Origin of the sequence: Denitraticella aggregata, assembly GCF_048158365.1 — a bacterium.
Taxonomy (GTDB): domain Bacteria; phylum Pseudomonadota; class Gammaproteobacteria; order Burkholderiales; family Rhodocyclaceae; genus Azoarcus_F.
Genome location: NZ_JBLLNL010000002.1, coordinates 135,075 through 157,731, shown reverse-complemented (window position 1 = coordinate 157,731; position 22,657 = coordinate 135,075). Strand labels below are relative to the sequence as shown.

At 64.7% G+C, this 22,657-nt stretch carries 24 protein-coding genes; 18 read left to right on the top strand and 6 right to left on the bottom strand.

Features of this window, described 5'->3' with window-relative positions; genetic code table 11:
- Nucleotides 1–97: 97 nt before the first annotated feature.
- From rsxB to ACKVEX_RS04080, 9 genes are all read left to right on the top strand, one after another.
- The gene (rsxB, locus tag ACKVEX_RS04120; RefSeq protein ID WP_473214424.1) at nucleotides 98–649 is read left to right on the top strand and encodes an electron transport complex subunit RsxB; all 552 of its coding nucleotides are present in this window, start codon (nucleotides 98–100) and stop codon (nucleotides 647–649) included.
- Nucleotides 646–2,307, top strand: a complete 1,662-nt coding sequence (gene rsxC, locus ACKVEX_RS04115) for an electron transport complex subunit RsxC (RefSeq protein WP_473214423.1) — start codon at nucleotides 646–648, stop codon at nucleotides 2,305–2,307. Before rsxB ends, rsxC begins: the two co-directional genes overlap by 4 nt.
- Nucleotides 2,304–3,311 (top strand): RnfABCDGE type electron transport complex subunit D, encoded by a 1,008-nt coding sequence (locus ACKVEX_RS04110; protein WP_473214422.1) that lies wholly within the window; start codon nucleotides 2,304–2,306, stop codon nucleotides 3,309–3,311. Before rsxC ends, ACKVEX_RS04110 begins: the two co-directional genes overlap by 4 nt.
- Nucleotides 3,308–3,982 carry an RnfABCDGE type electron transport complex subunit G gene (locus tag ACKVEX_RS04105; protein WP_473214421.1) on the top strand — a complete coding sequence of 225 codons (675 nt, stop codon included), beginning with the start codon at nucleotides 3,308–3,310 and terminating at the stop codon, nucleotides 3,980–3,982. Before ACKVEX_RS04110 ends, ACKVEX_RS04105 begins: the two co-directional genes overlap by 4 nt.
- Nucleotides 3,979–4,680 carry an electron transport complex subunit E gene (locus tag ACKVEX_RS04100; RefSeq protein WP_473214420.1) on the top strand — a complete coding sequence of 234 codons (702 nt, stop codon included), beginning with the start codon at nucleotides 3,979–3,981 and terminating at the stop codon, nucleotides 4,678–4,680. The genes ACKVEX_RS04105 and ACKVEX_RS04100 overlap by 4 nt, the downstream gene beginning before the upstream one ends.
- A gap of 77 nt (nucleotides 4,681–4,757) precedes the next feature.
- A complete protein-coding gene (gene nth / locus ACKVEX_RS04095; protein ID WP_473214419.1) occupies nucleotides 4,758–5,390 on the top strand; it encodes an endonuclease III in 633 nt (210 codons plus the stop codon).
- 3 nt (nucleotides 5,391–5,393) lie between these two features.
- Nucleotides 5,394–5,825 (top strand): DUF1841 family protein, encoded by a 432-nt coding sequence (locus tag ACKVEX_RS04090; protein WP_473214418.1) that lies wholly within the window; start codon nucleotides 5,394–5,396, stop codon nucleotides 5,823–5,825.
- A 124-nt stretch (nucleotides 5,826–5,949) separates the two neighbouring features.
- Nucleotides 5,950–6,540 (top strand): LemA family protein, encoded by a 591-nt coding sequence (locus ACKVEX_RS04085; protein WP_473214417.1) that lies wholly within the window; start codon nucleotides 5,950–5,952, stop codon nucleotides 6,538–6,540.
- 16 nt (nucleotides 6,541–6,556) lie between these two features.
- Nucleotides 6,557–8,464, top strand: a complete 1,908-nt coding sequence (locus ACKVEX_RS04080) for a M48 family metallopeptidase (RefSeq protein ID WP_473214416.1) — start codon at nucleotides 6,557–6,559, stop codon at nucleotides 8,462–8,464.
- A gap of 133 nt (nucleotides 8,465–8,597) precedes the next feature.
- Here ACKVEX_RS04080 and ACKVEX_RS04075 read toward each other — a convergent pair whose 3' ends face one another.
- Together ACKVEX_RS04075 and ACKVEX_RS04070 are read right to left on the bottom strand one after the other, a co-directional pair.
- The gene (locus ACKVEX_RS04075; protein ID WP_473214415.1) at nucleotides 8,598–8,924 is read right to left on the bottom strand and encodes a c-type cytochrome; all 327 of its coding nucleotides are present in this window, start codon (nucleotides 8,922–8,924) and stop codon (nucleotides 8,598–8,600) included.
- Nucleotides 8,925–8,926: 2 nt separating this feature from the next.
- Entirely contained in the window at nucleotides 8,927–9,256 is a 330-nt protein-coding gene (locus tag ACKVEX_RS04070) for a c-type cytochrome (protein WP_473214414.1), read from the bottom strand.
- A gap of 189 nt (nucleotides 9,257–9,445) precedes the next feature.
- Between ACKVEX_RS04070 and ACKVEX_RS04065 the strand changes: the two genes are divergently transcribed.
- Together ACKVEX_RS04065 and ACKVEX_RS04060 are read left to right on the top strand one after the other, a co-directional pair.
- Nucleotides 9,446–10,288, top strand: coding sequence for an AAA family ATPase (locus ACKVEX_RS04065; RefSeq protein WP_473214413.1), 843 nt, complete (start codon nucleotides 9,446–9,448; stop codon nucleotides 10,286–10,288).
- A 13-nt stretch (nucleotides 10,289–10,301) separates the two neighbouring features.
- Nucleotides 10,302–11,480 carry a vWA domain-containing protein gene (locus tag ACKVEX_RS04060; RefSeq protein WP_473214412.1) on the top strand — a complete coding sequence of 393 codons (1,179 nt, stop codon included), beginning with the start codon at nucleotides 10,302–10,304 and terminating at the stop codon, nucleotides 11,478–11,480.
- Nucleotides 11,481–11,492: 12 nt separating this feature from the next.
- Here the strand turns inward: ACKVEX_RS04060 and ACKVEX_RS04055 are convergent, their stop codons facing one another.
- Nucleotides 11,493–12,008, bottom strand: coding sequence for a MarR family winged helix-turn-helix transcriptional regulator (locus tag ACKVEX_RS04055; protein WP_473214411.1), 516 nt, complete (start codon nucleotides 12,006–12,008; stop codon nucleotides 11,493–11,495).
- Between the two features lie 222 nt (nucleotides 12,009–12,230).
- On the opposite strand from ACKVEX_RS04055, the gene ACKVEX_RS04050 reads away from it, so the two are divergent.
- Entirely contained in the window at nucleotides 12,231–13,751 is a 1,521-nt protein-coding gene (locus tag ACKVEX_RS04050) for a chloride channel protein (RefSeq protein ID WP_473214410.1), read from the top strand.
- 66 nt (nucleotides 13,752–13,817) lie between these two features.
- Here ACKVEX_RS04050 and htpG read toward each other — a convergent pair whose 3' ends face one another.
- Together htpG and greB are read right to left on the bottom strand one after the other, a co-directional pair.
- Nucleotides 13,818–15,737, bottom strand: coding sequence for a molecular chaperone HtpG (gene htpG, locus ACKVEX_RS04045; RefSeq protein ID WP_473214409.1), 1,920 nt, complete (start codon nucleotides 15,735–15,737; stop codon nucleotides 13,818–13,820).
- Between the two features lie 89 nt (nucleotides 15,738–15,826).
- Complete coding sequence (gene greB, locus ACKVEX_RS04040; RefSeq protein ID WP_473214408.1) at nucleotides 15,827–16,381, bottom strand: transcription elongation factor GreB; 555 nt, start codon at nucleotides 16,379–16,381, stop codon at nucleotides 15,827–15,829.
- Nucleotides 16,382–16,571: 190 nt separating this feature from the next.
- Between greB and ACKVEX_RS04035 the strand changes: the two genes are divergently transcribed.
- The 4 genes from ACKVEX_RS04035 (at nucleotide 16,572) to ACKVEX_RS04020 (ending at nucleotide 19,829) form a co-directional block, all read left to right on the top strand.
- On the top strand, nucleotides 16,572–16,784 hold the full coding sequence (locus ACKVEX_RS04035) for a YdcH family protein (RefSeq protein ID WP_473214407.1): 213 nt from the start codon (nucleotides 16,572–16,574) through the stop codon (nucleotides 16,782–16,784).
- 30 nt (nucleotides 16,785–16,814) lie between these two features.
- Nucleotides 16,815–18,125 (top strand): O-acetylhomoserine aminocarboxypropyltransferase, encoded by a 1,311-nt coding sequence (locus ACKVEX_RS04030; protein WP_473214406.1) that lies wholly within the window; start codon nucleotides 16,815–16,817, stop codon nucleotides 18,123–18,125.
- Nucleotides 18,122–18,940 (top strand): alpha/beta fold hydrolase, encoded by an 819-nt coding sequence (locus ACKVEX_RS04025; RefSeq protein WP_473214405.1) that lies wholly within the window; start codon nucleotides 18,122–18,124, stop codon nucleotides 18,938–18,940. Before ACKVEX_RS04030 ends, ACKVEX_RS04025 begins: the two co-directional genes overlap by 4 nt.
- 94 nt (nucleotides 18,941–19,034) lie before the next feature.
- Entirely contained in the window at nucleotides 19,035–19,829 is a 795-nt protein-coding gene (locus ACKVEX_RS04020) for a DUF2189 domain-containing protein (protein ID WP_473214404.1), read from the top strand.
- Between the two features lie 23 nt (nucleotides 19,830–19,852).
- On the opposite strand, the gene ACKVEX_RS04015 is transcribed toward ACKVEX_RS04020, so the two are convergent.
- Nucleotides 19,853–20,707 carry an endonuclease/exonuclease/phosphatase family protein gene (locus tag ACKVEX_RS04015; RefSeq protein WP_473214403.1) on the bottom strand — a complete coding sequence of 285 codons (855 nt, stop codon included), beginning with the start codon at nucleotides 20,705–20,707 and terminating at the stop codon, nucleotides 19,853–19,855.
- A gap of 99 nt (nucleotides 20,708–20,806) precedes the next feature.
- On the opposite strand from ACKVEX_RS04015, the gene ACKVEX_RS04010 reads away from it, so the two are divergent.
- Nucleotides 20,807–21,757 carry a cation diffusion facilitator family transporter gene (locus tag ACKVEX_RS04010; RefSeq protein ID WP_473214402.1) on the top strand — a complete coding sequence of 317 codons (951 nt, stop codon included), beginning with the start codon at nucleotides 20,807–20,809 and terminating at the stop codon, nucleotides 21,755–21,757.
- A gap of 27 nt (nucleotides 21,758–21,784) precedes the next feature.
- Complete coding sequence (locus tag ACKVEX_RS04005; protein WP_473214401.1) at nucleotides 21,785–22,645, top strand: HDOD domain-containing protein; 861 nt, start codon at nucleotides 21,785–21,787, stop codon at nucleotides 22,643–22,645.
- Nucleotides 22,646–22,657: the final 12 nt, after the last annotated feature.

The following is a 22,657-nucleotide window of genomic DNA, read 5'->3' as shown; positions in this document are numbered from 1 at the left end:
GATGCATGGTCCTGACAAAGGCATATGCGGTGATGACTCTACGGTTCAGTGCATCCGGACCTGTAGATTCGCCTCCACTCCGGGGGCGGACGAGCCCATGCTGACCGCACTGCTGGTCATGGCCGGCATCGCGCTGGTGCTCGGTGCGGCGCTGGGCTACGCGTCGATCCGTTTCAAGGTCGAGGGCGACCCGCTGGTCGAGAAGATCGACGCCATCCTGCCTCAGACGCAGTGCGGACAGTGCGGCTATCCGGGCTGCAAACCTTACGCGCAGGCGATCGCCAACGGCGAAGCGGACATCAATCAGTGCCCGCCCGGCGGCGAGGAAGGCATCCGTCATCTTGCCGACCTGCTCGGTCGCGAGTTCAAGCCGCTGTCAGAGGAGCACGGCGTCGAGAAGCCGAAGGCGATCGCAGTGATCGACGAACAGACCTGCATCGGTTGCACGCTGTGCATCCAGGCCTGCCCAGTGGATGCGATCGTCGGCGCCGCCAAGCAGATGCATACGGTCGTCGAGCCGCTGTGCACCGGTTGCGAGCTGTGCATCGCACCGTGCCCGGTGGATTGCATCACGATGGAGCCGGTGCGCGAGACGGTGGAAACCTGGAAATGGAAGTACCCGGTGATCGAGATCAAGGAAGCGGCATGACCGCGCGTCTTTTCAGTTTCCATGGCGGCGTCAAACCCCCGCACCACAAGGCAGAATCGGCCGAAGCGCCGATCCGCAGCGCGCCGATCGCCCCGCGCCTGGTCGTGCCGTTGCGACAGAACGCGCGCGCGATCTCCCGCTGCATCGTCGAGCCTGGCCAGAAGGTGCTCAAGGGCGAGCGCATCGGCGAAGCCGAGGGTGCGCTCGGCACTGCGATCCACGCCCCGACTTCCGGTACCGTGGTCGAGATCGCCGATCATCCGATGGCGCATCCATCCGGACTGAACACACGCTGCGTCGTCATCGACCCGGACGGCGCGGACCGCTGGATCGAACTGCACCGTTTCGACCATCTCCACTCGGACCGCCAGAGCACGCTGAACTTCCTGCGCGATTCGGGCATCGTCGGCATGGGCGGTGCCGCCTTCCCGAGCCATGTCAAGCTCGGGAACGGGACGGGCATCGAAACGCTGGTCCTGAACGGCGCCGAATGCGAGCCGTGGATCACCTGCGACGACCGGCTCATGCGCGAACGCGCGGCCGAAATCCTGGACGGCGCGATCCTCCTGCTCGAGTTGATCGGCGCCAGGCGCATTCTCGTCGGCATCGAGGACAACAAGCAGGCCGCGATCACCGCGATGCGCGAAGCGGCCGCGAGACTCTCAGCAGCGATCGAGGTCGTGGCCGTACCGACGCTTTATCCGGCCGGCGGGGAGAAGCAACTGATCCGCGTACTGACCGGCATCGAGATTCCGCATGGCAAGCTCGGCGGCGAGTACGGCGTCCAGTGCTTCAACGTCGGAACCGCGCACGCGGTGCATCGCGCGATCCGCTTCGGCGAGCCGCTCGTCTCCCGCGTGGTCACGCTGACCGGCAATGCCGATTCGCCCGGCAATTTCGAGGTCCTGATCGGAACGCCGATCGAACGGCTGCTGCCGCTGATGCAGCCCGGGCCCGACACGAACCGCTACCTGCTGGGCGGACCGATGATGGGCTTTGCGCTGCCGGACCTGTCAGTGCCGGTGGTCAAGGGCAGCAACTGCATCATCGCCGCATCCGAAGCGCTCTTTCCCAGCCCCCCGGCAGAGATGCCGTGCATTCGTTGCGGCGAGTGCGCGCGGGCTTGTCCGGCCGACCTGCAGCCGTTCGAACTGTACTGGTTCTCGCGCTCGCACAACTTCGGCAAGGCGCAGGAGTACCACCTGTTCGATTGCATCGAATGCGGCTGCTGCGCCTTCGTGTGCCCATCCCACATTCCGCTCGTCGACTACTACCGTTTCGCGAAGACCGAGATCTGGGCGCGTGAGCGCGAAAGCACGGCGGCAAGCCAGGCACGTGATCGGTTCGAGTTCCGGAACTACCGAATCGAACGAGAAAAATCGGAGAAGGCCGCACGACTGGCCGCCAAGGCCGCCGAAACCAAGGCCAGGCTGGCGAAGGGCAGCGAAGGCGTGGAGCCGGCGGTCGCGAAACCCGCCGAGGACGACCCGAAGAAAGCCCTGATCGCCGCTGCACTCGAACGTGCCAGGCAGCAGAAAGCCGCGGTCGAGGCCCGCAATACGACCGATCTGCCGCCGGATGCGGCCGCAGAGATCGCGGAGATCGACGCACGGCGCCGGGCGCTCGCGAACAAGGCCGACGGGGTCGAATCGCAATGATTCATTCCCCTTATATCCGCAAACCGACAAGTGTGCAGCGGGTGATGCTGAACGTGCTGATCGCGCTGCTACCGGGCATCGCGATGTATGTGTGGCAGGTCGGCGCCGGCATTCTCGTCAATCTGGCGCTCGCCACGATCGTCGCGATCGCCGCCGAAGCCCTGGTGCTGCGTCTACGTCGCCGCCCGGTGCTGATCGCAGTGACCGATCTGTCTGCGGTCGTCACCGCATGGCTGGTCGTGCTGTGCTTCTCACCGATCGTGCCGTGGTGGCTGACCGTCCTCGGGATCACCGTCGCCATCGTTGCGGTCAAGCATTTGTATGGCGGCCTCGGCCAGAACCCGTTCAACCCGGCGATGGTCGCCTACTGCGCGATGATCATCGCCTACCCGTCCCTGATGTCACAGTGGCCGCCGGCGGGTGGACTGGATTTCCAGACGCAACTGCACCTGATCTTCGGCGGCGCGCGCGATATCGATGCGGTGACCGCCGCCACCGCGCTGGATGCGCTGAGAACCGGTCTGCGCACCGGGGTGGGGTCCGTCGACACCGTGCTCGACCAGGCCAGTTTCGGTGCGCTCGGCGGACGCGGCTACGAATGGATCGCGGCCGGCTACGTGCTCGGCGGCGTGTTCCTGATGCTGCGCGGGGTCATCACCTGGCACATGCCGGTCGCCTTCATCGCCGCGCTGGTCTGCATCTCGGGCGGATTCTGGCTCGCGCATCCGGCACAGTTCGCATCGCCGCTGTTCCATCTGGCCAGCGGCGGCGCGATGCTGGCCGCCTTCTTCATCGTCACCGATCCGGTTTCGGGCGCGACCACGCCCCGTGGGAAGCTGATCTTCGCCGCCGGTGTCGGCATCCTCGCCTATCTGATCCGTGCCTTCGGCGCCTTTCCGGAAGGCATCGCGTTCGCAGTACTGCTGATGAACATGTGCGTGCCGTTGATCGACATGAAGACCCAGCCACCGGTCTTCGGCCAGCGTTCGAGGAAGACGCCATGACCCGCTACACCGCGGCGCGGACGTCGATCCGGACCGCCGGCATCATGGTGATCTTCACGCTGCTGTTCACGTCGCTGATGACCGTCACCCATCGCGTCACCCGGCCGGCGATCGAGGCGTCCCAGTTTGCCGAGCGCATGCGGCTGATCAACGAGATCCTGCCACCGGGGAGCTACAACAACGCACTGCTGGAGGATTTCGTCGAACTCGGTCCGACCGCCGAACTCGGACTGGACGAGGGTGGCAGGGTCTATCGTGCCCGCCAGGACGGCGAAGCTGCGGCCTTGATCCTGGAGGCAGTCGCGCCTGACGGCTATGCCGGCCGGATCATGCTCGCAGTCGGTATCCAGGCCGACGGACGCATCAGCGGCGTACGTGCAACCGGACATGCCGAGACCCCCGGCCTGGGTGATTACATCGATCCGCGCAAGGACAAGCGCAGCCCCCGGCCGTGGATCGAACAGTTCACCGGGGTGTCCTTCGAGGAGGTTGGTGCCGATCGCTGGCACGTGCGACGGGACGGCGGCGTGTTCGAATACCGGATCGGCGCCACCATCAGCGCCCGTGCGGTCACCGCGGCGACCGGTCGGGCGGCGGCGTTCGCAATGCGCCATCGCGACGCGCTGTTCGACGCCAGGACCGGCACTGTACTGACGGGAGTCCAGCAATGAATCTCCAGCATTTTCGCGAAAGCGCCTTCAACGGCCTGTGGAAGCAGAATCCGGGACTGGTGCAGTTGCTCGGACTGTGTCCGATCCTCGCGATCAGCACCAGCATGGTCAACGCGGTCAGCCTCGGCCTGGCGACGATTCTGGTCATGGCGGTCGCCAATCTCGCGATCGCTTCGCTGCGCAACTTCATCCCTTACGAAATCCGGATTCCGGTGTTCATTCTGGTGATCGCCTCGCTGGTGACGATTGTCGACCTCAGCTTCAACGCGTGGCTGCACGAGCTCTATCTGGTGCTGGGCATCTTCATCCCGCTGATCGTGACCAACTGCATCGTGCTGGCCCGGGTCGAGGCCTATGCCGCGAAGAACGATCCGCTGTCCTCGACACTGGACGGCGTGTTGATGGGTCTCGGGCTGGTCTGGGTGCTCGCGGTGCTGGGCGGCGTGCGCGAGCTGATCGGCCGTGGCACGCTGTTCTCAGGCATCGAGATGGTGTTTCCGTCGCTGTCACCGATCGAGGTGTTCGGCGACGGCTATCCGGATTTCCTGATCGCGATCCTTCCGCCGGGCGCCTTTTTTGCGCTGGGTTGCCTGATCGCGCTGTTCAACTGGATAAACGCACGCGCGGCGGCGCGCGCGCATGCCCGACCGACCATCGAAACCACTGCCGAGGACGCTCGACCCGTCTCCGCGGGATGAGGCCGCCTACGATGGACGATCGTGGTGCATCGAATCGGACGCCGTGCCCCTGCTGGCATGACGCCTGAAACACGCCGATGAAGCGCGACGCAATCCGTGAATTCTTTCGCCGGCTGGCCGCTGCCAACCCGACGCCGACCACCGAACTGGAGTACGCCTCACCCTTTCAGTTGCTGGTCGCCGTGGTGCTGTCGGCCCAGGCGACCGACCGGAGCGTGAATATCGCGACCCGGCGCCTGTTCGCGCAGGCGCCGACCCCGGAGACGATGGTTTCGCTGGGTGAGGGCGGTGTGGCCGAGCTGATCCGCAGCATCGGGCTCTATCGCAACAAGGCACGCAACACGGTCGCGCTCTCACACCGGCTGCTCGAACACCATGGCGGCGAAGTCCCACATGATCGCGCCGCGCTGGAGGCCCTTCCCGGCGTCGGCCGAAAGACCGCGAACGTCGTCCTGAACACCGTGTTCGGCGACCCGGTGATGGCGGTGGATACGCATATCTTCCGGCTCGCCAATCGCACCGGTCTCGCGCCGGGAAAGGATGTCGTCGCGGTGGAGCACGCGTTGATGCGACGGGTCCCGAAAGACTACCTGAAGGACGCCCACCACTGGCTGATCCTGCATGGCCGGTATGTATGCACCGCACGCAAGCCTCGATGTGCCGAGTGCAGCGTGCGGGATCTGTGCGATTTCAAGGACAAGACAGGCTGAAACATGTTCGACCCATCCCGTGACCAGGCCCGCCTCTTCTTCATCGAGGCATGGACAAAGCATCTCGCCACCGACACGCTGACACCGCTCGAACAGATCGCGGCGAGGTTGATCGAAATGCATTCGGAGTATCAGGTCCTGTTCCAGGATCCGGATGCGATCGCGCGCGACTTCCGGCCCGAGGACGGTCAGGTGAACCCGTTCCTGCACCTGTCGCTTCACCTGGCGATCGAGGAACAACTGTCGATCGATCAGCCGCCCGGACTGCGCGCCGCGTTTGCACATTGCCAGATGCGCTGCGGTAATCGCCACGATGCGCTGCACCTGGTGCTGGACTGCCTGGGCGAGACGATCTTCAATGCCCAGCGCAACCGTACGCCACCCGACGGCGCCGCCTATGTCGAGTGCGTGATGCGCAAGGCAACGAACGACTGAACACACACATTGGCGCATCGGTGAGCCGTCGCCCCGTCCCGTCGCAACCGCGTTGCCGTATCCAATCGTCACGCTCTCGGGTTAGCATGCGTCATCTACCCCAAACCAGCCGGAGAAGCACGCCATGAGCACCTGGATCGTCATCGCCATCGTCGTCGCCCTGATTGCCTGGGTCGTCCTCATCTACAACGGCCTGGTGGCCTTGCGCAACCGGGTCAAGAACGCGTTCTCGCAGATCGACGTGCAATTGCAGCGACGCTACGACCTGATCCCGAATCTGGTCGAGACCGCCAAGGGCTACATGCAGCATGAACGCGAAACGCTGGAAGCGGTCATCAACGCGCGCAATGCGGCGCAAGCGGCCGCCAAACGGGCCGAAGTCGACCCATCCGATCCGGCTGCCATGCGGGATCTGATGGGCGCCGAAGCTGCGCTGGGCGGCATGCTGACCCGCTTCTTCGCACTGGCCGAGGCCTACCCCGACTTGAAGGCCAACCAGAACATGGCGCTGCTGCAGGAGGAACTGGCCAGCACCGAGAACCGCATCGCATTCTCGCGCCAGGCGTACAACGATGCGGTCACGCACTACAACATCAAGCGCGAATCCTTCCCGGATGCCATCATCGCCAACAACTTCGGCTTCAAGCATGCCGAACAGTGGCAGATGGACGATGTCACCGCACGCGCACCGGTGAAGGTGAGCTTCACGTCCTGACCGGCGAGACGTCGACATGGATTTCTTCTCCGCCCAGGACCATGCACGTCGGAGCAGCCGGCTGCTCGTGCTGTGGTTCGTGCTCGCAGTGGTCGGTATCATCGTGACGGTCTATGTCGCGCTTGCCGCGGCAATAGGGCTGGGTTCGGCCACCGAGTATGCGTCACAGTACGGGGTCGGTGCGAGCGCAGCCGGTCCGCTGCGCCTGTGGGATCCGGAACTCTTCGCGATGACCGCGATGGCGGTCGGCGCACTGATCCTGCTCGGGTCCGTCTTCAAGATCATTGCGCTGTCGCGCAATGGAGGGCCGGCGATCGCCGAGGAACTCGGCGGGCGGTTGATCTCGCGCGCCACCGGCGACCCGCTCGAGCGCCGGCTGGTGAACGTCGTCGACGAAATAGCGATTGCGTCGGGCATTCCCGCCCCGCCGGTGTACGTGCTCGATGCCGAGCAGGGCATCAACGCGTTCGCCGCCGGATCGCGTGTCACCGAGGGGGTGGTCGCGGTGACACGCGGCACGCTGGAACGCCTGAATCGCGACGAACTCCAGGGCGTGATCGCACACGAGTTCAGTCATATCCTCAACGGTGACATGCGGCTCAACCTCAGGTTGATCGGCGTGCTGCACGGCATCCTGCTGCTCACGCTGGCTGGCCGCGTGATGATGCACAGCGCGCGCCGGTCGGACCGCGGCGGCGCACCGTTCATCATCGGTGGGCTCGCGCTGGTGCTGGTCGGCTACATCGGCGTGCTGTTCGGCAAACTGATCAAGGCCGGAGTATCGCGTCAGCGGGAATATCTAGCCGATGCCGCAGCCGTCCAGTACACGCGCAACCCGGCAGGGATCGCCGGAGCGCTGAAGAAGATCGCCGGAATAGGCTCCGAGGTTCATCATCCGCGCGCCGAGGAAGCGAGCCACATGTTCTTCGGCAGCAGTGCGAACTTCTCGCGCCTGATGGCGACCCATCCTCCGATACAGGAGCGGATCAGGCGACTCGATCCCAGCTTTGATCCGGCTGCACAGACCCATGCGGCCGCAGCCACGCATGGGGCCGCCCACCCGGCCGCAGCCGGTATCGGTGGCGCCTCGGAAACGCCAGTGCAGCCCGGTTCGCCGGCGTTCTCTCCGGCCGGTTTCGCCGCATCGATCGGCACGGTCCTGCCGGAACACGTGACGCAGACGCAGGCACTGCTGTCGGCCGTGCCGCCGCAGATCACCGACGCCGCGCACCAGGCCGGCGGAGCACGAGCACTGGTCTTCGCGCTGCTGCTGTCCACAGACCCCGACGTGAGCGCGCGCCAGGTCCGCGACATCGAAGCGGGCTTCGGGCCGGACATGCGTGAGCAGGCGCAGGCACTCTCCCGATGGGTGCAGCAGCAGGACGCGAGGGTCAGATTGCCCCTGCTCGACCTGGCCATCCCGACGCTGGGCGAATTGTCCGACGAAGCGCGAAATCAGGTGGTCGGCACCGTGGACAAGCTCATCGAGGCCGATAGCAGGACCTCGGTGTTCGAATACGTGCTGCGCCGACTGCTGCATTCGACACTTCAGCGATCGGGCCAGGATGCGGTCAAGACCGTATCGCTGAAGACACTCAAGGCGGACACGGAAACCCTGCTGGCCCTGCTGGCGCGTGCGGGTGCGCGCGACATCGCGCAGAGCACGGCTGCGTTCGAGGCGGCGACCCGGATCGCACCGCTGGACGGCCCCTGGCGCGCGGACCGCGCTGACCGACGCATCTCGATCGAGGATCTGGACCGAATCCTCGCACATCTTGCCGGCGCCAGGCCGGCATTCCGCAAAAAGCTCGTGGAGGCGGCCGCGACGGCGGTGACCCATGACGGCCGCGTGACCGCCACCGAGGCGGAACTCCTGCGGGCGGTGTGTCAGGCGCTTGATTGTCCTGCACCCTTTCGCGCCTGAGCGATCCACACCGGTGTCGGGTGCCTGACGCGGCGTCCGGGTCAGCCCCCCCTGAGCAAGTGCCAAATTCGAAAAAAGGCCCGGGCACCTGGAAGGTCCCGGGCATGTCCGGTGCGAATCTGTTCCGTCGGACTCAGCGTTTCAGATAAAGACCTTCCTGGCGAGCGAAGTAGGCCGCCAGATCGCGCATGTCCTGTGTGGACAACTCGGCCACCTGGCCCGCCATGATCGGATCCTGTCGGTTGCCGAGCTTGTAGTCGAGCAAGGCACGATAAAGATACTTTTCATGCTGCCCGCCGATATTCGGGAAATCGGGCACCGGACTGGTTCCGGTCGGACCGTGACAGGCGGCACAGACCACCGACTTTTCCTGGCCGCGCTCCGGCTTGCCGGCAAGCGCCGACGGACTCGAGAACACGCAGGCCGTGGCCAGCGCCAGTGACAACAGGATGGGTCGCATCGTCACTGCCCTCCTTTCTGACCCGCGTAATACACCGCGAGGTCGGCCATCTGCTGGTCGGTGAGACTTTGTGCGATCGCCTGCATGCTGGGATGGCTGCGGATTCCGTCACGATAGGCCTGCAGTGACTTGACGATGTAGGCGGCATGCTGGCCGCCGAGCATCGGCACCGGATACACCTGCGGAAACGAGGTCCGGTAACCCGGAATACCATGGCAGCCGATGCACATCGACAGGTACTCCTGTGCCCGCTCCGGATCGCCCTCGACCCCCAGCGCCGTTGCCGACGACAGGGCCATGCCCACCGCAAGCAATATATGTCGTCCCTGCATAGGGTCTCCTCTGTTCGAATTCTGCTTACGTTCTGAAACTGCGAAAAAATTCTACGTCGGCAGGTCGACTCAATGCAAACAATAATCAAACAATCTCGCGCAATCGCCGGCCGGAAGCGGCGCCGCATCGATCGCCGCAGGACCATACACACCTTTATAATGAGGCGTCTGCCATCAGGATGAGATTTCATGCGATTCGAGGGATCAAGAGATTACGTCGCGACGCCGGATCTGATGCTCGCCGTCAATGCCGCGATCAGCCTGCAGCGCCCTTTGCTGATCAAGGGCGAGCCCGGAACGGGAAAGACGATGCTTGCCGAGGAAGTGGCCGGCGCACTCGGCTTGCCCCTGCTGCAATGGCACATCAAGTCGACGACCAAGGCCCAGCAAGGCCTGTACGAGTACGATGCGGTATCGCGTCTGCGCGACTCGCAACTCGGCGACGACCGCGTGCGCGACATCGGCAACTACATCCTGCGCGGCGTGCTGTGGCAGGCCTTCGAGGCCGAGGGCCAGACGGTGGTGCTGATCGACGAGATCGACAAGGCCGACATCGAGTTTCCGAACGACCTTCTGCGCGAACTCGACCGCATGGAATTCCATGTCTATGAAACGCGTCAGACCATCCGTGCGCGTCACCGGCCGATCGTGTTCATCACTTCGAACAACGAGAAGGAACTGCCGGATGCCTTCCTGCGCAGATGTTTCTTCCACTACATCCGGTTTCCGGACCAGGACACGATGCAGCGCATCGTGGATGTGCACTTTCCGGACATCCGCAAGAACCTGCTGCGTGAGGCGCTCGAGGTCTTCTTCGGTTTGCGCAACGTCCCCGGACTGAAGAAGAAGCCTTCGACGTCGGAACTGATCGACTGGCTGAAGCTGCTGGTCGCCGAGGACATTCCGCCTGAAGCGCTGCGGAGCAAGGACGACAAGGCCGTGATGCCGCCGCTGGCCGGTGCGTTGCTGAAGAACGAGCAGGATCTGCATCTGTACGAACGACTGCTCGCGATGGCGCGCCAGCACCGCTGATCGGCCCTGCACCATGCTGATCGACTTCTTCCTGCATCTCAAGTCGCGCAAGCTTCCGGTATCGACCCGGGAGTTCCTGACCGTGCTGGAAGGCCTGCGCGACCATGTGTGCGGGCCATCGATCGACGATTTCTATCATTTTGCGCGACTCTGCCTGATCAAGGACGAATCGCTGTACGACCGCTTCGACCAGGCCTTCGGTGAATACTTTGGCCAGGTGACCGAACTGCCGGGTCTGGAGGTCGCGTTGCCCGAGGACTGGCTGCGCGCACTGGCCGCAAAGCACCTCACACCGGAAGAGAAGGCGCGGCTCGAGAAACTCGGCTGGGATCGGCTGATGGACGAGTTCAAAAAGCGCCTCGAAGAGCAGAAGGCTCGGCACCAGGGTGGATCCAGATGGATAGGCACCGGTGGTTCGTCGCCGTTCGGCAACAGCGGCTACCACCCCGAGGGCATCCGCGTGGGCGGCGAATCGGCTGGCAATCGCACCGCAATCAAGGTGTGGGAGCGACGCGAGTATCGCAATCTGGACGATTCGGTCGAACTGGGCACCCGTAATATCAAGATCGCGTTGCGTCGATTGCGCCGCTTCGCTCGCGAAGGCGCGGCAGACGAACTCGATCTGGACGGCACCATCGCCGCCACCGCGCGCAATGCCGGCTGGCTCGATCTGTTGATGCGACCCGAACGCCACAATGCGGTAAAAGTGCTGTTGTTTCTCGATGTCGGCGGCTCGATGGACGATCACGTGAAGGTTTGCGAGGAGTTGTTCTCGGCCTGCAAGACCGAGTTCAAGCATCTCGAGCATTTCTACTTCCACAACTGCGTCTACGAGTCGGTCTGGCGTGACACCACCCGTCGCCATGCGGAACGTATCGCCGTCGCCGACCTGCTGCACAAGTACGGCCCCGATTACAAGCTGATTCTGGTCGGGGATGCGACGATGAGTCCGTATGAGCTCCTGCACCCGCACGGTTCGATCGAACACCTCAATCCGGAACCCGGCGCCACGTGGCTGCGACGCATGCTCGACGCCTGGCCTTCGGCGGTGTGGCTCAATCCCGAACCCGAGCGGCTGTGGCCCTATCGCAAGTCGATCGATCTGGTTCGCCAGATCGTCGGCGACCGCATGCATCCGGCCACGATCGCCGGACTCGAACGCGCGGTCGCCCAGCTCAGCCGGAAGTACTGAACGCCCACCACCTCATTCGGTGAATGGCAAAGGCTGCATTCCGAAGCCCTCATCCAGCGTCCTGATCTGCTGCAACAGCGCATCCAGATCCATCTGCAGACGCACCAACTCGTCGGGCGGCAACAGCCGCAACGCCTCCGGCAGTACGCCGCGCGCCGGCGACGGAGCGTTACCCAGTAACTCCGCCCCGCTGTCGGTCAGGTACAACCGCACCACCCGCTGATCGACGGTCGTACGCTCCTTGCGCACCAGACCGGTCGACTCGAGCTTGTCGATCATGTTCGAAGCGGTCGATTGGTGCAGCGCCATCAGGTTCGCGAGCTCTCCGACCCTCAGACCGGGCTTGTCCAGCAGTTCGTGCAGGGCCCACAACTGGGCACCGGTGATGCCGCTCTGACGCTCGATCCACTGTGAATGTCGCTGCGCGGTCCGCATCAGTACACGAAAGCGCTGCAGAACGGACAAAGGCGATGCCTTGACCGGCGTCACAGGCTGGTCCGATGACGTGGAAGCGGTCTTGCGCGACATGAAATATTGCTCCAAAAGAAATATTCGGCGTCCGCGTTAACACGAACCGGCTAATGACGTATCGTATCGGAATATGACCGGAAGGCGTAGCGCGCGTGCACGAACGTCATCGCGTGATCACGTGCGGACTTCGCATCTGGTCGCCACGACGGCACGCGGAGGGGGTCCAGTCCCGCTGCTCCGAATCATTTCGACCCACGGCCCGACCAGAGCGCCCTGTTGATGGACAAGGACAAGGACTCCCCCTCCGAGACTTTTCGTCTTTTCAGACGGGGGGGTCGTCGCTATGCACTGCCATGGTTGTCGCTGCACCGCTGGCGCAGACGTGGTCTGCTCGTCGCAGCGGCACTGCTCGCCGGCCTGATCGCGATCCTGTTCGCGATCGGCGCGGAACTGGCCATCGCGGCGCATGCGCGCATGATCTCGGCATCACCATGGCTCACGCTGCTGATCGCGCCGGTCGGTTTCGCGCTGATGACCTGGATCGCGCGCCGCTTCGTCCCGGCCACGCAGGGCAGCGGTATTCCGCAGGCGATCGCGGCCTCGATGACCGACGACCGGCGCATCCGGCGCAAGTTGCTGTCGTTCAAGATCGCGATCGCGAAGGTGTTCCTGACCCTCGGTGCGCTGCTTTCCGGCGGCTCGGTCGGCCGCGAGGGACCCTCGGTGCAGATCGGCGCATCGATCATGCACCTGCTCGCCGGGCGCCGCCGCAACCGGATCGCGTCGAGCCGCGACCTGATCGTCGCGGGCAGCGGCGCGGGCGTGGCGGCCGCGTTCAACACGCCGTTGGGCGGCATCATGTTCGCGATCGAGGAGATGTGCCGCTATCGCGCCTTCCAGGCCAACAGCACGACGCTCACATCGGTGATCTTCGCCGGCCTGATGTCGCTCGGCGTGCTGGGCACCTATACCTACTTCGGGCGCACCCCGGCCACACTAAGCTGGCCGGGAGGCATCTGGCCCGTGCTGTTCGGGGGGGTCGCGGGCGGACTACTGGGCGGGCTGTTCGCGCGCGGATTGATCGCATCGTCACGCGGGCTGCCGGGCAGGCTCGGGCATTGGTCCTCGACCCGGCCGATCATGTTCGCCGCCGGCTGCGGACTCGGAACCGGCCTGATCGGACTCGCGAGCGGCGGCCTCACCTACGGAACCGGCTACGTCGAAACCAAGGCGGCGCTCGAGGGCGTGACGCAACTGCCGGTCTATTTCCTGCTCGCCAAGATGGCAGTGATATGGCTGGCGTTCCTGAGCCGCATTCCCGGCGGCGTGTTTGCGCCATCGCTCGCGGTAGGCGCGGGCATGGGTGCGAACATCGCGCTGTTCCTGCCGCCGGAGCAGGCCGCCGCGATGCTGACGCTGGGCATGGTCGCGTTTCTGGCCGGCATGACCCAGGCCCCGATCACGTCCTTCGTGATCGTCATGGAAATGACCGCCAACCACCAGATGCTGTTGCCGCTGATGGCGACCGCGGTCATCGCACACGGCTTCTCGCGCTCGGTGTCGCCGGTGCCGCTCTACCACGCGCTGGCCTACCCCACGCTGCGCCGGGTCGAAGCCGAGGTCCAACAGGAGTTGCAGGCCAAGCGCCAACGCCGCACCGACGCGGCACCGATGACCGAGACACCCGGTGCGCCAACGACTGCCACCGGCTCCACCGGCGCAGCCGGCACGCATGACGAGGTCGCGTCCGCCGATCGCGATCCGGAGCAGGGTCCGGTCGGTCCGAAACCGCCGCCCTGATGCATACGACTCGCCAGACGATCGGGCGGCCGTGGCCGCCCTACGCGTTGCATCACATCGAACCGGTCAACGGCTCATCGCGAGCATCAACTGATTGATGCGCTTCACGAAGGTGGCCGGGTCGTCCAGCGCCCCGCCCTCGGCCAGCAGCGCCTGATCGAACAGCACCGCCGCCCAGTCGTCGAAGCTCTGTTCTTCGGTGCGAAGTCTCTGCACCGCCGGATGGGCCGGATTGATCTCGAGAATCGGCCTCGAATCCGGGGCCTGCTGACCTGCGGCCTTCAGGATGCGGGTCAGATTCATGCCCAGGTCGTGTTCGTCCGCGACCAGGCACGCAGGCGAGTCCGTCAGGCGGTGGCTGACCCGCACGTCCTTGACCTTGTCGCCGAGGCTGGTCTTCATCCGGTCGAGCAGGTCCTTGAACTCGTCGGCCGCCTTCTCGGCTTCCTGCTTGTCCGCCTCGTCCTCGAGTTTGCCCAGGTCGAGGCCGCCCTTTGCGACCGACTGCAGCGGCTTGCCATCGAACTCGGTCAGATTGCCGATCAGCCACTCGTCGACCCGGTCTGTCAGTAGCAGCACCTCGATGCCCTTCTTGCGGAAGATCTCGAGATGCGGGCTGTTCTTGGCCGCGTTGAAGGACTCGGCCGTGACGTAATAGATCTTCTCCTGACCTTCCTTCATGCGCGAGATGTAGTCGGCCAGCGACACGACCTCGTCCGGCGTGTCCGCATGGGTGGAGGCGAACCGACACAGCCCGGCGATCTTGTCCTTGTTAGCGAAGTCCTCGCCGACACCCTCCTTCAGCACCTTGCCGAACGCCCCCCAGAAGGTCGCGTACTTGTCCTTGTCGTTCTCGGCCAGATCCTCGAGCAGCCCCAGCACTTTCTTGGTGCACCCTGCCCGGATCGTATCGATGTCCTTGGATTCCTGCAGGATCTCGCGCGACACGTTGAGCGGCAGGTCGGCCGAATCGACGACACCGCGAATGAAGCGCAGATAGGTCGGCATCAGCTTTTCGGCGTCATCCATGATGAACACGCGCTTGACGTACAGCTTGATGCCGTGTCGCGCATTGCGGTCCCACAGGTCGAACGGCGCATGCGCCGGCAGGTACAGCAACTGGGTGTACTCATGACGCCCTTCCACACGCGAATGGGTCCATGCCAGCGGTTCGTCGAAGTCATGGCCGACATGCTTGTAGAAGGCCTTGTACTCGTCCTCGCTGATATCGTTCTTTGAGCGTGCCCACAGCGCGCTGGCCTGGTTGACGGTTTCGTCCTCGTCCGTGACGACCTGCTCGCCCTTGTCCTTGTCCCATTCCTCCTTCTTCATCACGATGGGCTGGACGATGTGGTCCGAGTATTTGCGGATCAGGCTACGCAGTTTCCAGCCCGACAACAGGTCATCCTGACCTTCGCGCAGGTGCAGGACGATCTCGGTGCCGCGGGCGGCCCGTTCGACCGGCTCCACCGTGTATTCACCGGCCGCGTCGCCGCTCATCGCGCATTCCCACTTCACACCCTCGGCGGCGGCCAGACCGGCACGGCGCGTGAACACGGTGACCTTGTCAGCGACGATGAAGGCCGAGTAGAACCCGACGCCGAACTGGCCGATCAGGTGCGCGTCCTTCTGCTGGTCACCGGTGAGTTGGCCGAAGAACTCCCGCGTGCCGGACTTCGCGATCGTGCCGAGGTGGGTCACGACCTCGTCACGGCTCATGCCGATGCCGTTGTCCGACACCGTGATCGTCTTCGCGTCCGCGTCGAAGCCGATCCGTATCCGAAGATCCGGGTCGGCCTCGAACAATGCACTGTCGTCCAGGGCTTCGAATCTGAGCTTGTCACAGGCGTCGGACGCATTCGAGACCAGTTCGCGCAGGAAGATCTCGCGGTTCGAGTACAGCGAATGAATCATCAGGTGAAGCAGCTGCTTCACCTCGGCCTGAAAGTTGAGTGTCTGTGCGGTCGCGGCTTGTGCGCTTGTCATCGTATCGACTCCGTTTGCTGATTGACCGCCAACATATGGGCACGCAAAGCGGAAATTTCAAGTCCGACCTTCGTTGCGCGCTCGAACGCTCAGCAATACCGCACCTCGACCACCTCGATCTCGCGGATTCCGGCCGGGCTCATGAAACGCACCACGTCGCCCTCGCGCGTCTTCATCAACGCGCGCGCCAGCGGCGAGATCCAGCTGATCCGCCCCTGCGTCGCATCGGCCTCGTCCACGCCGACGATCTGCCAGGTCTGGGCGTCGCCGCCATCCACATCTTCGATCGTGACGGTCGCACCGAAGAAGACCTGCTCCAACCCGGCCTGGCGCTCGGGATCGACCACGTCCGCACTCTCGATGCGCTTGATCAGAAAGCGGATCCGCCGGTCGATCTCGCGCAGGCGCTTCTTGCCGTAGATGTAGTCGCCGTTCTCCGACCGGTCGCCATTACCCGCCGCCCACGCGACCGTCTCGACCATCTTCGGGCGTTCGATGCGCACCAGCTGATCCAGTTCGCGGCGCAGCACCTCGTAACCACGTCGGGTCATGTAGTTCCTGGACCCGGGCGGCAGGCTCACGGTCGGGCTCTCCGCGTCCTCGCCGTCCTCGTCCTCGTTTTCCTTCACGAATGCCTTGTTCATCCCTTCATACCCCATCCTGACCCCGATCATGATAAGCCCGATCGCAGGGCTGCATCGAGACCCGCGCGACACACGCGCACGCGGTGGCAACGAAGTTGTCATTCCGGGAAGTGGCGCATACCATAGCGACTCAGCGCGGCGGCCCACTGGCCCCGGAGCTCGATCCATCCATGCAGGCGCAGGTCAATCGATGAGTGACCAATTCGAGAACGATACCGATCTGCAACGGCGATTGACGCAATTGCGCGACGAGCACCGCGATCTGGACGCAGCGATCAACCAGTTGATGGCCGTGCCGGTCAGGGATGAGCTGCTGATCCGGCGCCTGAAGAAGCGCAAGCTCGCCCTCAAGGACAAGATCTGCGTCATCGAGCGCATGCTGGAGCCGGACGAACTCGCCTGATCGCACCACGCTCACCCACCGATCCCGTCCATGACCCGACCCAATCCGCCCCAGCCCGAAACGCTCGCCCTGCACGCCGGACAAAGCCCGGACGCAGACTTCGGCGCGCGCGCGACACCGATCTACTTCACCACCAGCTACGTGTTTCCCGACGCGGACCAGGCCGCCGCACTGTTCAATCTGGAACGCCCCGGGCATGTCTATTCGCGCATATCGAACCCGACCAACGCGGTGCTGGAAGAGCGTGTCGCCGCGCTGGAGGGGGGCGTCGGCGCGATCTCGGTCGCCAGCGGGCAGGCGGCGCTGCATCTGGCGATCTGCACGCTAATGGGCGCCGGCGGACATGTCGTCGCGGCCAATGCGCTGTACGGAGGCTCGCACAACCTGCTGAGCTATACGCTGCCCCGCTTCGGCATCACCACCACCTTCGTCGATCCTTGCGATGCCGATGCCTGGCGAGCGGCGATCCGGCCCGAGACCCGCCTGCTGTTTGGCGAGTCGATCGGCAATCCGGGGCTGGACGTGCTCGACATTCCGGTCGTAGCGGACATCGCCCATGCGCATCGCGTGCCGCTGATGATCGATGCGACGCTGGTCACGCCCTGCCTGCAGAGACCCCTGGACCTGGGCGCCGACCTGGTCATGCACTCGGCGACCAAATTTCTGGGTGGCCATGGCGTGGCGGTCGGTGGTGTGCTGGTCGATGGCGGCTGTTTCGACTGGGAGGCCTCCGGACTGTTTCCGACGCTGACCGAACCCTACGACGGATTCCACGGTATGGATTTCGCCGAGGAGTCGCCGATCGCGGCCTTTCTGCTCAGGGCACGGCGGGAAGGCTTGCGAGACTTCGGCGCCTGTCTGTCGCCGATGAACGCGTTCCAGATCCTGCAGGGCATCGAAACCCTGCCCTTGCGCATGCGCGCCCATGTCGCCAACGCGCAGGCGGTCGCCGAACATCTGGCCGCGCATCCGCTGGTCGAGCGGGTGGCCTATCCTGGTCTTCCCGGCGATCCGGGCCATGCCCTCGCGAGGCGACTGTTGCCGCAGGGTGCAGGCGCGGTGATGTCCTTCGTGCTCAAGGGCGGACGCGAGGCCGGCCGGACCTTCATCGAGGCCTTGCAGGTGTTTTCCCACCTCGCCAACGTTGGCGATGCCAAGTCACTTGTCATTCATCCGGCCAGCACCACGCATTTCCGCATGACCGCCGAAGCACTCGCACAGGCCGGAATCAGCGAAGGTACGGTCAGGCTTTCGGTCGGTCTGGAGCATTCGGACGACCTGCTCGAAGACCTGGATCGCGGCTTGCAGGCGGTCTCGCGCGCGATGAAGAAGGAGGGATGAGCGCCATGGAGCGCGAGATCGCCGGTCATCCGGTCCATATGTACTCGGGCGGACGCCCGTTCGACGCGGGCGCCCCGGTGGCGGTGCTGGTTCATGGCGCGGGCCATGACCACAGCGTGTGGAACCACCAGGCCCGCAGCCTCGCCCATCATGGTTTTTCCGTCCTCGCGCCCGATCTTCCCGGTCACGGACGGTCGGGCGGCGTCGCGCTGGACAGCATCGAAGCCCTTGCCGACTGGCTGGCCTGCCTGCTTGCCGATCTCGATGTCGCCGACGCGGCGTTGGTCGGGCACAGCATGGGCTCGCTGATCGCGCTGCACACCGCTTCACGTCATCCGGATCGTGTCGGCCGCCTGATCCTGGTCGGCAGCGTCGCACCGATGCCGGTCGCTGCCGCACTGCTGGAGGCCGCCCAAAACGATCGCCCGGTGGCCCACGCGATGATCAATCAGTGGTCGTACTCGCCCACACACAGGCTCGGACGCAGTCCGTCGCCCGGCATGGTGCTGACCGGACTGAATCAGCGGCTGATGGAACGCCAGCGCGAAGGCGTACTCGCGACCGACCTGGCCGCGTGCGACGCATATGCCGGGGGGCTCACGGCGGCCGCCTCGGTCCGTACCCCGGTCGCGATGATCTGCGGCGGACGCGACCAGATGACGCCGCTGCGGGCCACGCAGGCGCTGCGCCAGGCACTTGCCAATGCCGCAGGTGGACCGCGTATGATTATGCTCGACGATTCGGGGCATGCGATGATGGCCGAAGCGCCGGAGGCATTGACCGATGCAATACGGAGTTTTCTGCTACAACGATAAGCCCAACGCGGACGGCCGGCAGCTCACCTGGCCGCGATCGCGCAACGCCGACCGCTGCAGACGGCCCCAAAACCCTGACAGGAGAGAGACATCGATGTCGCAGTCGAACAACGTAAAGATCGAAGAGGACGCAGGGCTGCCGTTTCCCAAGCCCAGGGACGTACCGGCCGGTTCGCCGCTGCGGTGGCTGAAACGGGGTGTCTCGGATCTGATCTCATGCCCGATTCCGAGCCTGTTCTACGGTTTCTGTTTCGCAGCCATGGGCCTGCTGATCACCTTCGTGTTCGAGCATGCGTATGAATACACGATGGCGATGGCTTCGGGATTCCTGCTGCTGGGCCCCTTCCTCGCGATGGGCCTGTACGAGCTCAGCCGGCGACGCGAGCATGGGCTCGAATGTTCGCTCGCTCCGACGCTCACCGTATGGAAGCGAAACGCCGGCAACATCGGGATCTTCGCGGTCGTGCTGGGGGTCGTGTTCCTGGTCTGGGCGCGTGCGTCGCTGGTGATCTTCGCGCTGTTCTACACGACCGAGGTGCCGAATCTGACCGGCTTCCTGGCCCAGGTCGTCAAGCTCGAGAACGTCGAGTTCCTGCTGGTCTATTTCGGCGTCGGTTTCGTGTTCGCGACCATCGCATTCTCGATCAGCGTGGTCTCCATCCCGCTGATGCTCGACCGCAACCAGGACGCGATCACGTCGATGCTGGGCAGCGTCGGCACGCTGCTACGCAATCCGGGCACCTTGTTCGTGTGGGCGCTGGTGGTCGTCAGCCTGACGCTGATCGGCTTCATGACCTTTCATCTTGGCCTGGTGGTGCTGATGCCCATCATCGGCCATGCGACCTGGCACGCCTACCGCGACCTGGTCGAACCGCTGCCGCCGACCTGACGCAGCCGGCCGATCGCGCACGCTCAGTCGCGCAGTTCCAGCATGATCGGCTGATGGTCGGACGCCGCGGTGTCGGCCTGCACGACGACATCGACCACCTTGTACGCAAGATCTTCCGACACCCAGAAAAAGTCGCAGCAATAGGCACGATCCGGCCACTCGGCCCCGTGCAGTCCGACCGTCGGATGATGGGGCTCGAGCGCATGGGCGAGCGGCCAGACATCCCGCCAGCCCGCGCCGGACGTGAACGGCGGCATCGCCAGGGCCTGGTGATCGGACGAGCCCGGCTCGCAGTTGAAATCGCCGCACAGCACCGCGGAAACAGGACGTGGGCGGAATGCGAACACCGGGTTGTCTTCCCTGGTCGGCGCGGGTGCAAGGCCGGCGTGACCGAACACCTCTTCCTGCAACGCACGCAGGGCGCCGATCTGCGCGCGCCGCTGACGTGACGAGTAGTATTCCAGGTGGGTGGTCAGCACACGCAGCGGCCCGCCGGGTCTTCGCACCACCACCTCGATGCAAGATCGCTGCATGCCGGGTACCGACGCATCGGCCGGAAACGGCAGCAAGTGGCGAAACACCTGCTCGACCGGCACACGCGACAGCACCATGTTGCCGAATCGCGCCCGCCCGCCGGCCGACGCAGGCACATCGACCCCTGCCGCAAAAACCGCTTCATGCTCCGGAAAGGCTGCCGCGAGCAGCGCGACCTCGTCCTCGCAGTCGCCGCCGGGCAATCCCTGCACATTCTGCGCGACCTCCTGCAGGCAGATCACGTCCGCCTCACCCATGGTCTTCAAGGTCGCCACCGTACGCGCCAGATCGACGCACCCGTCCGCCCCTCGGCCCCACTGTATGTTCCAGCTGATTATGCGCATACTGATCACCTTATTCCGAAAATGCCGGTATCGGCACCGAATGCTGCTGCAAACCCGTTACCCCGAGATGACGTCGATGGCCGCCTGCCCGAACACCCGATGAGCGAAGCCGGTCGACACACCCACGATCATGGGCACCACGCCGGTCATCATCACGGCCCGCCGTCGTCCAGGGCGCGCCTGCTGCTCGCACTCGCGCTGACCCTGAGCTTCGCCGGTGTCGAGGCGCTGGCCGGCTGGTGGTCGGGCTCGCTGGCATTGCTGTCCGATGCCGGCCACATGGTGACCGACAGCTTCGCGCTCGCGCTCGCCGCGCTCGCCGCCCATCTGTCGGGCCGCCCGGTCTCCAGGCGCCATTCGTACGGGCTGCGCAGGGTCGAAACACTGGCCGGCCTCGTCAATGGCCTGCTGATGCTGCTCGTGGTCGGCATCATCGTCTGGCATGCGATCGGGCGGCTGGTCGCTCCGCAACCCGTGCGGGGTGAGGCCGTGATGCTGGTCGCCGCGATCGGCCTGGTGGTGAACGTCCTGGTCGCATGGATCATCTCACGCGGCCACAGCGACCTCAACACCCGGGCCGCGTTGCTGCATGTTATCGGAGACCTGCTCGGCTCGGTCGCCGCGCTGGCCTCGGGCGTGGTCATCCATTTCACCGATTGGTACCCGATCGATCCACTGCTGTCGATGCTGATCTGCGGCCTGATCCTGGCAGCGACCTTGCGCCTGCTTCGATCCGCCACCCATACCCTGCTCGAGGGCGTACCGGACGGACTCTCACTGCCGGTCATCGGACAGTCCGTGGCCAGCATCGACGGTGTGGTGTCGGTACACGACCTGCATGTGTGGTCGATCGACTCGAACACCGTGGCATTGTCGGCACATGTCGTGCTGCGCCGGATGGACGACTGGCCGGGCGTGCTCGAGCGCATCCGGACAGGGCTCGCCACCGACTACGGCATCGATCATGTCACGCTTCAACCCGAACCACTCCCGGCCCGAACCCTCACATTTCAACGCGGCGCTTCACGTCGGATGCACGATGACCGATAATCGGCGCAACCAAGCAGGAATTGCCAGATGCATTCGTCCCAGGAACTCGTCGCCCATATCGAGGCGCTGACCTCATTGCCGTCGGTCTACTTGCGTATCCGCGAGGTGCTGGACGCGCCGGACGGCTCGATGGCGGACGTCGCCGGCGTGATATCGGCCGATCCCGCGCTGACCGCACGCTTGCTGCAGGTCGTCAACAGTGCGCTGTACGGCTTTGGCGGAAAGATCGACAGTCTGCAGCGCGCGGTCACGCTGCTGGGCCTGCAACAGGTCCATGATCTGGTACTCGCGATGTCGATCGCTTCGGTCTTCGCCGGGATCCGTCCGGAGCACATGAACATGAACCGCTTCTGGCGTGACAGTGTGCTGTGCGGCATCGCCGCGCGCGAGATCGGTCGCCGCTGCGCACAGCCCACCGCCGACCGCCTGCTGGTGGTCGGGCTGCTCGCCGATCTCGGCCATCTGGTGCTCTACCAGACCGTCCCGGCCCTCGCCGACCAGGCGCGCGCGCTCGCCGAGGAAACCAATGAACCCTTGTTCCAGGTCGAACAGCGCCTCATAGGCTGCGATCACGCCGAGGTCGGCGCGACACTGATGGACCACTGGCGCCTGCCCGCGTGTTTCGCCGAGATCATAGGCGCCCAGCACAATCCCCGGCTCGCCGGCGAGTTCACCTACGAGGCTGCGATGCTAAACGTCGCGACCCGCATCATCGAGGCGGACAGAAAGGGCGAGACCAGCGAGGCGGCGGCGGATACGATCGCTCCGCTGATCTGGGCCGCGCTCGACCTTGAACCGCAGGCTTTCGGCGAGTTGCGTGAAGCCGCCGAACTCAACCTGGCGGGCTATCTCGCGTTGCTGTTTCCGGGCGTGGCCACCCGCGGCTGACCGCCGCGATCG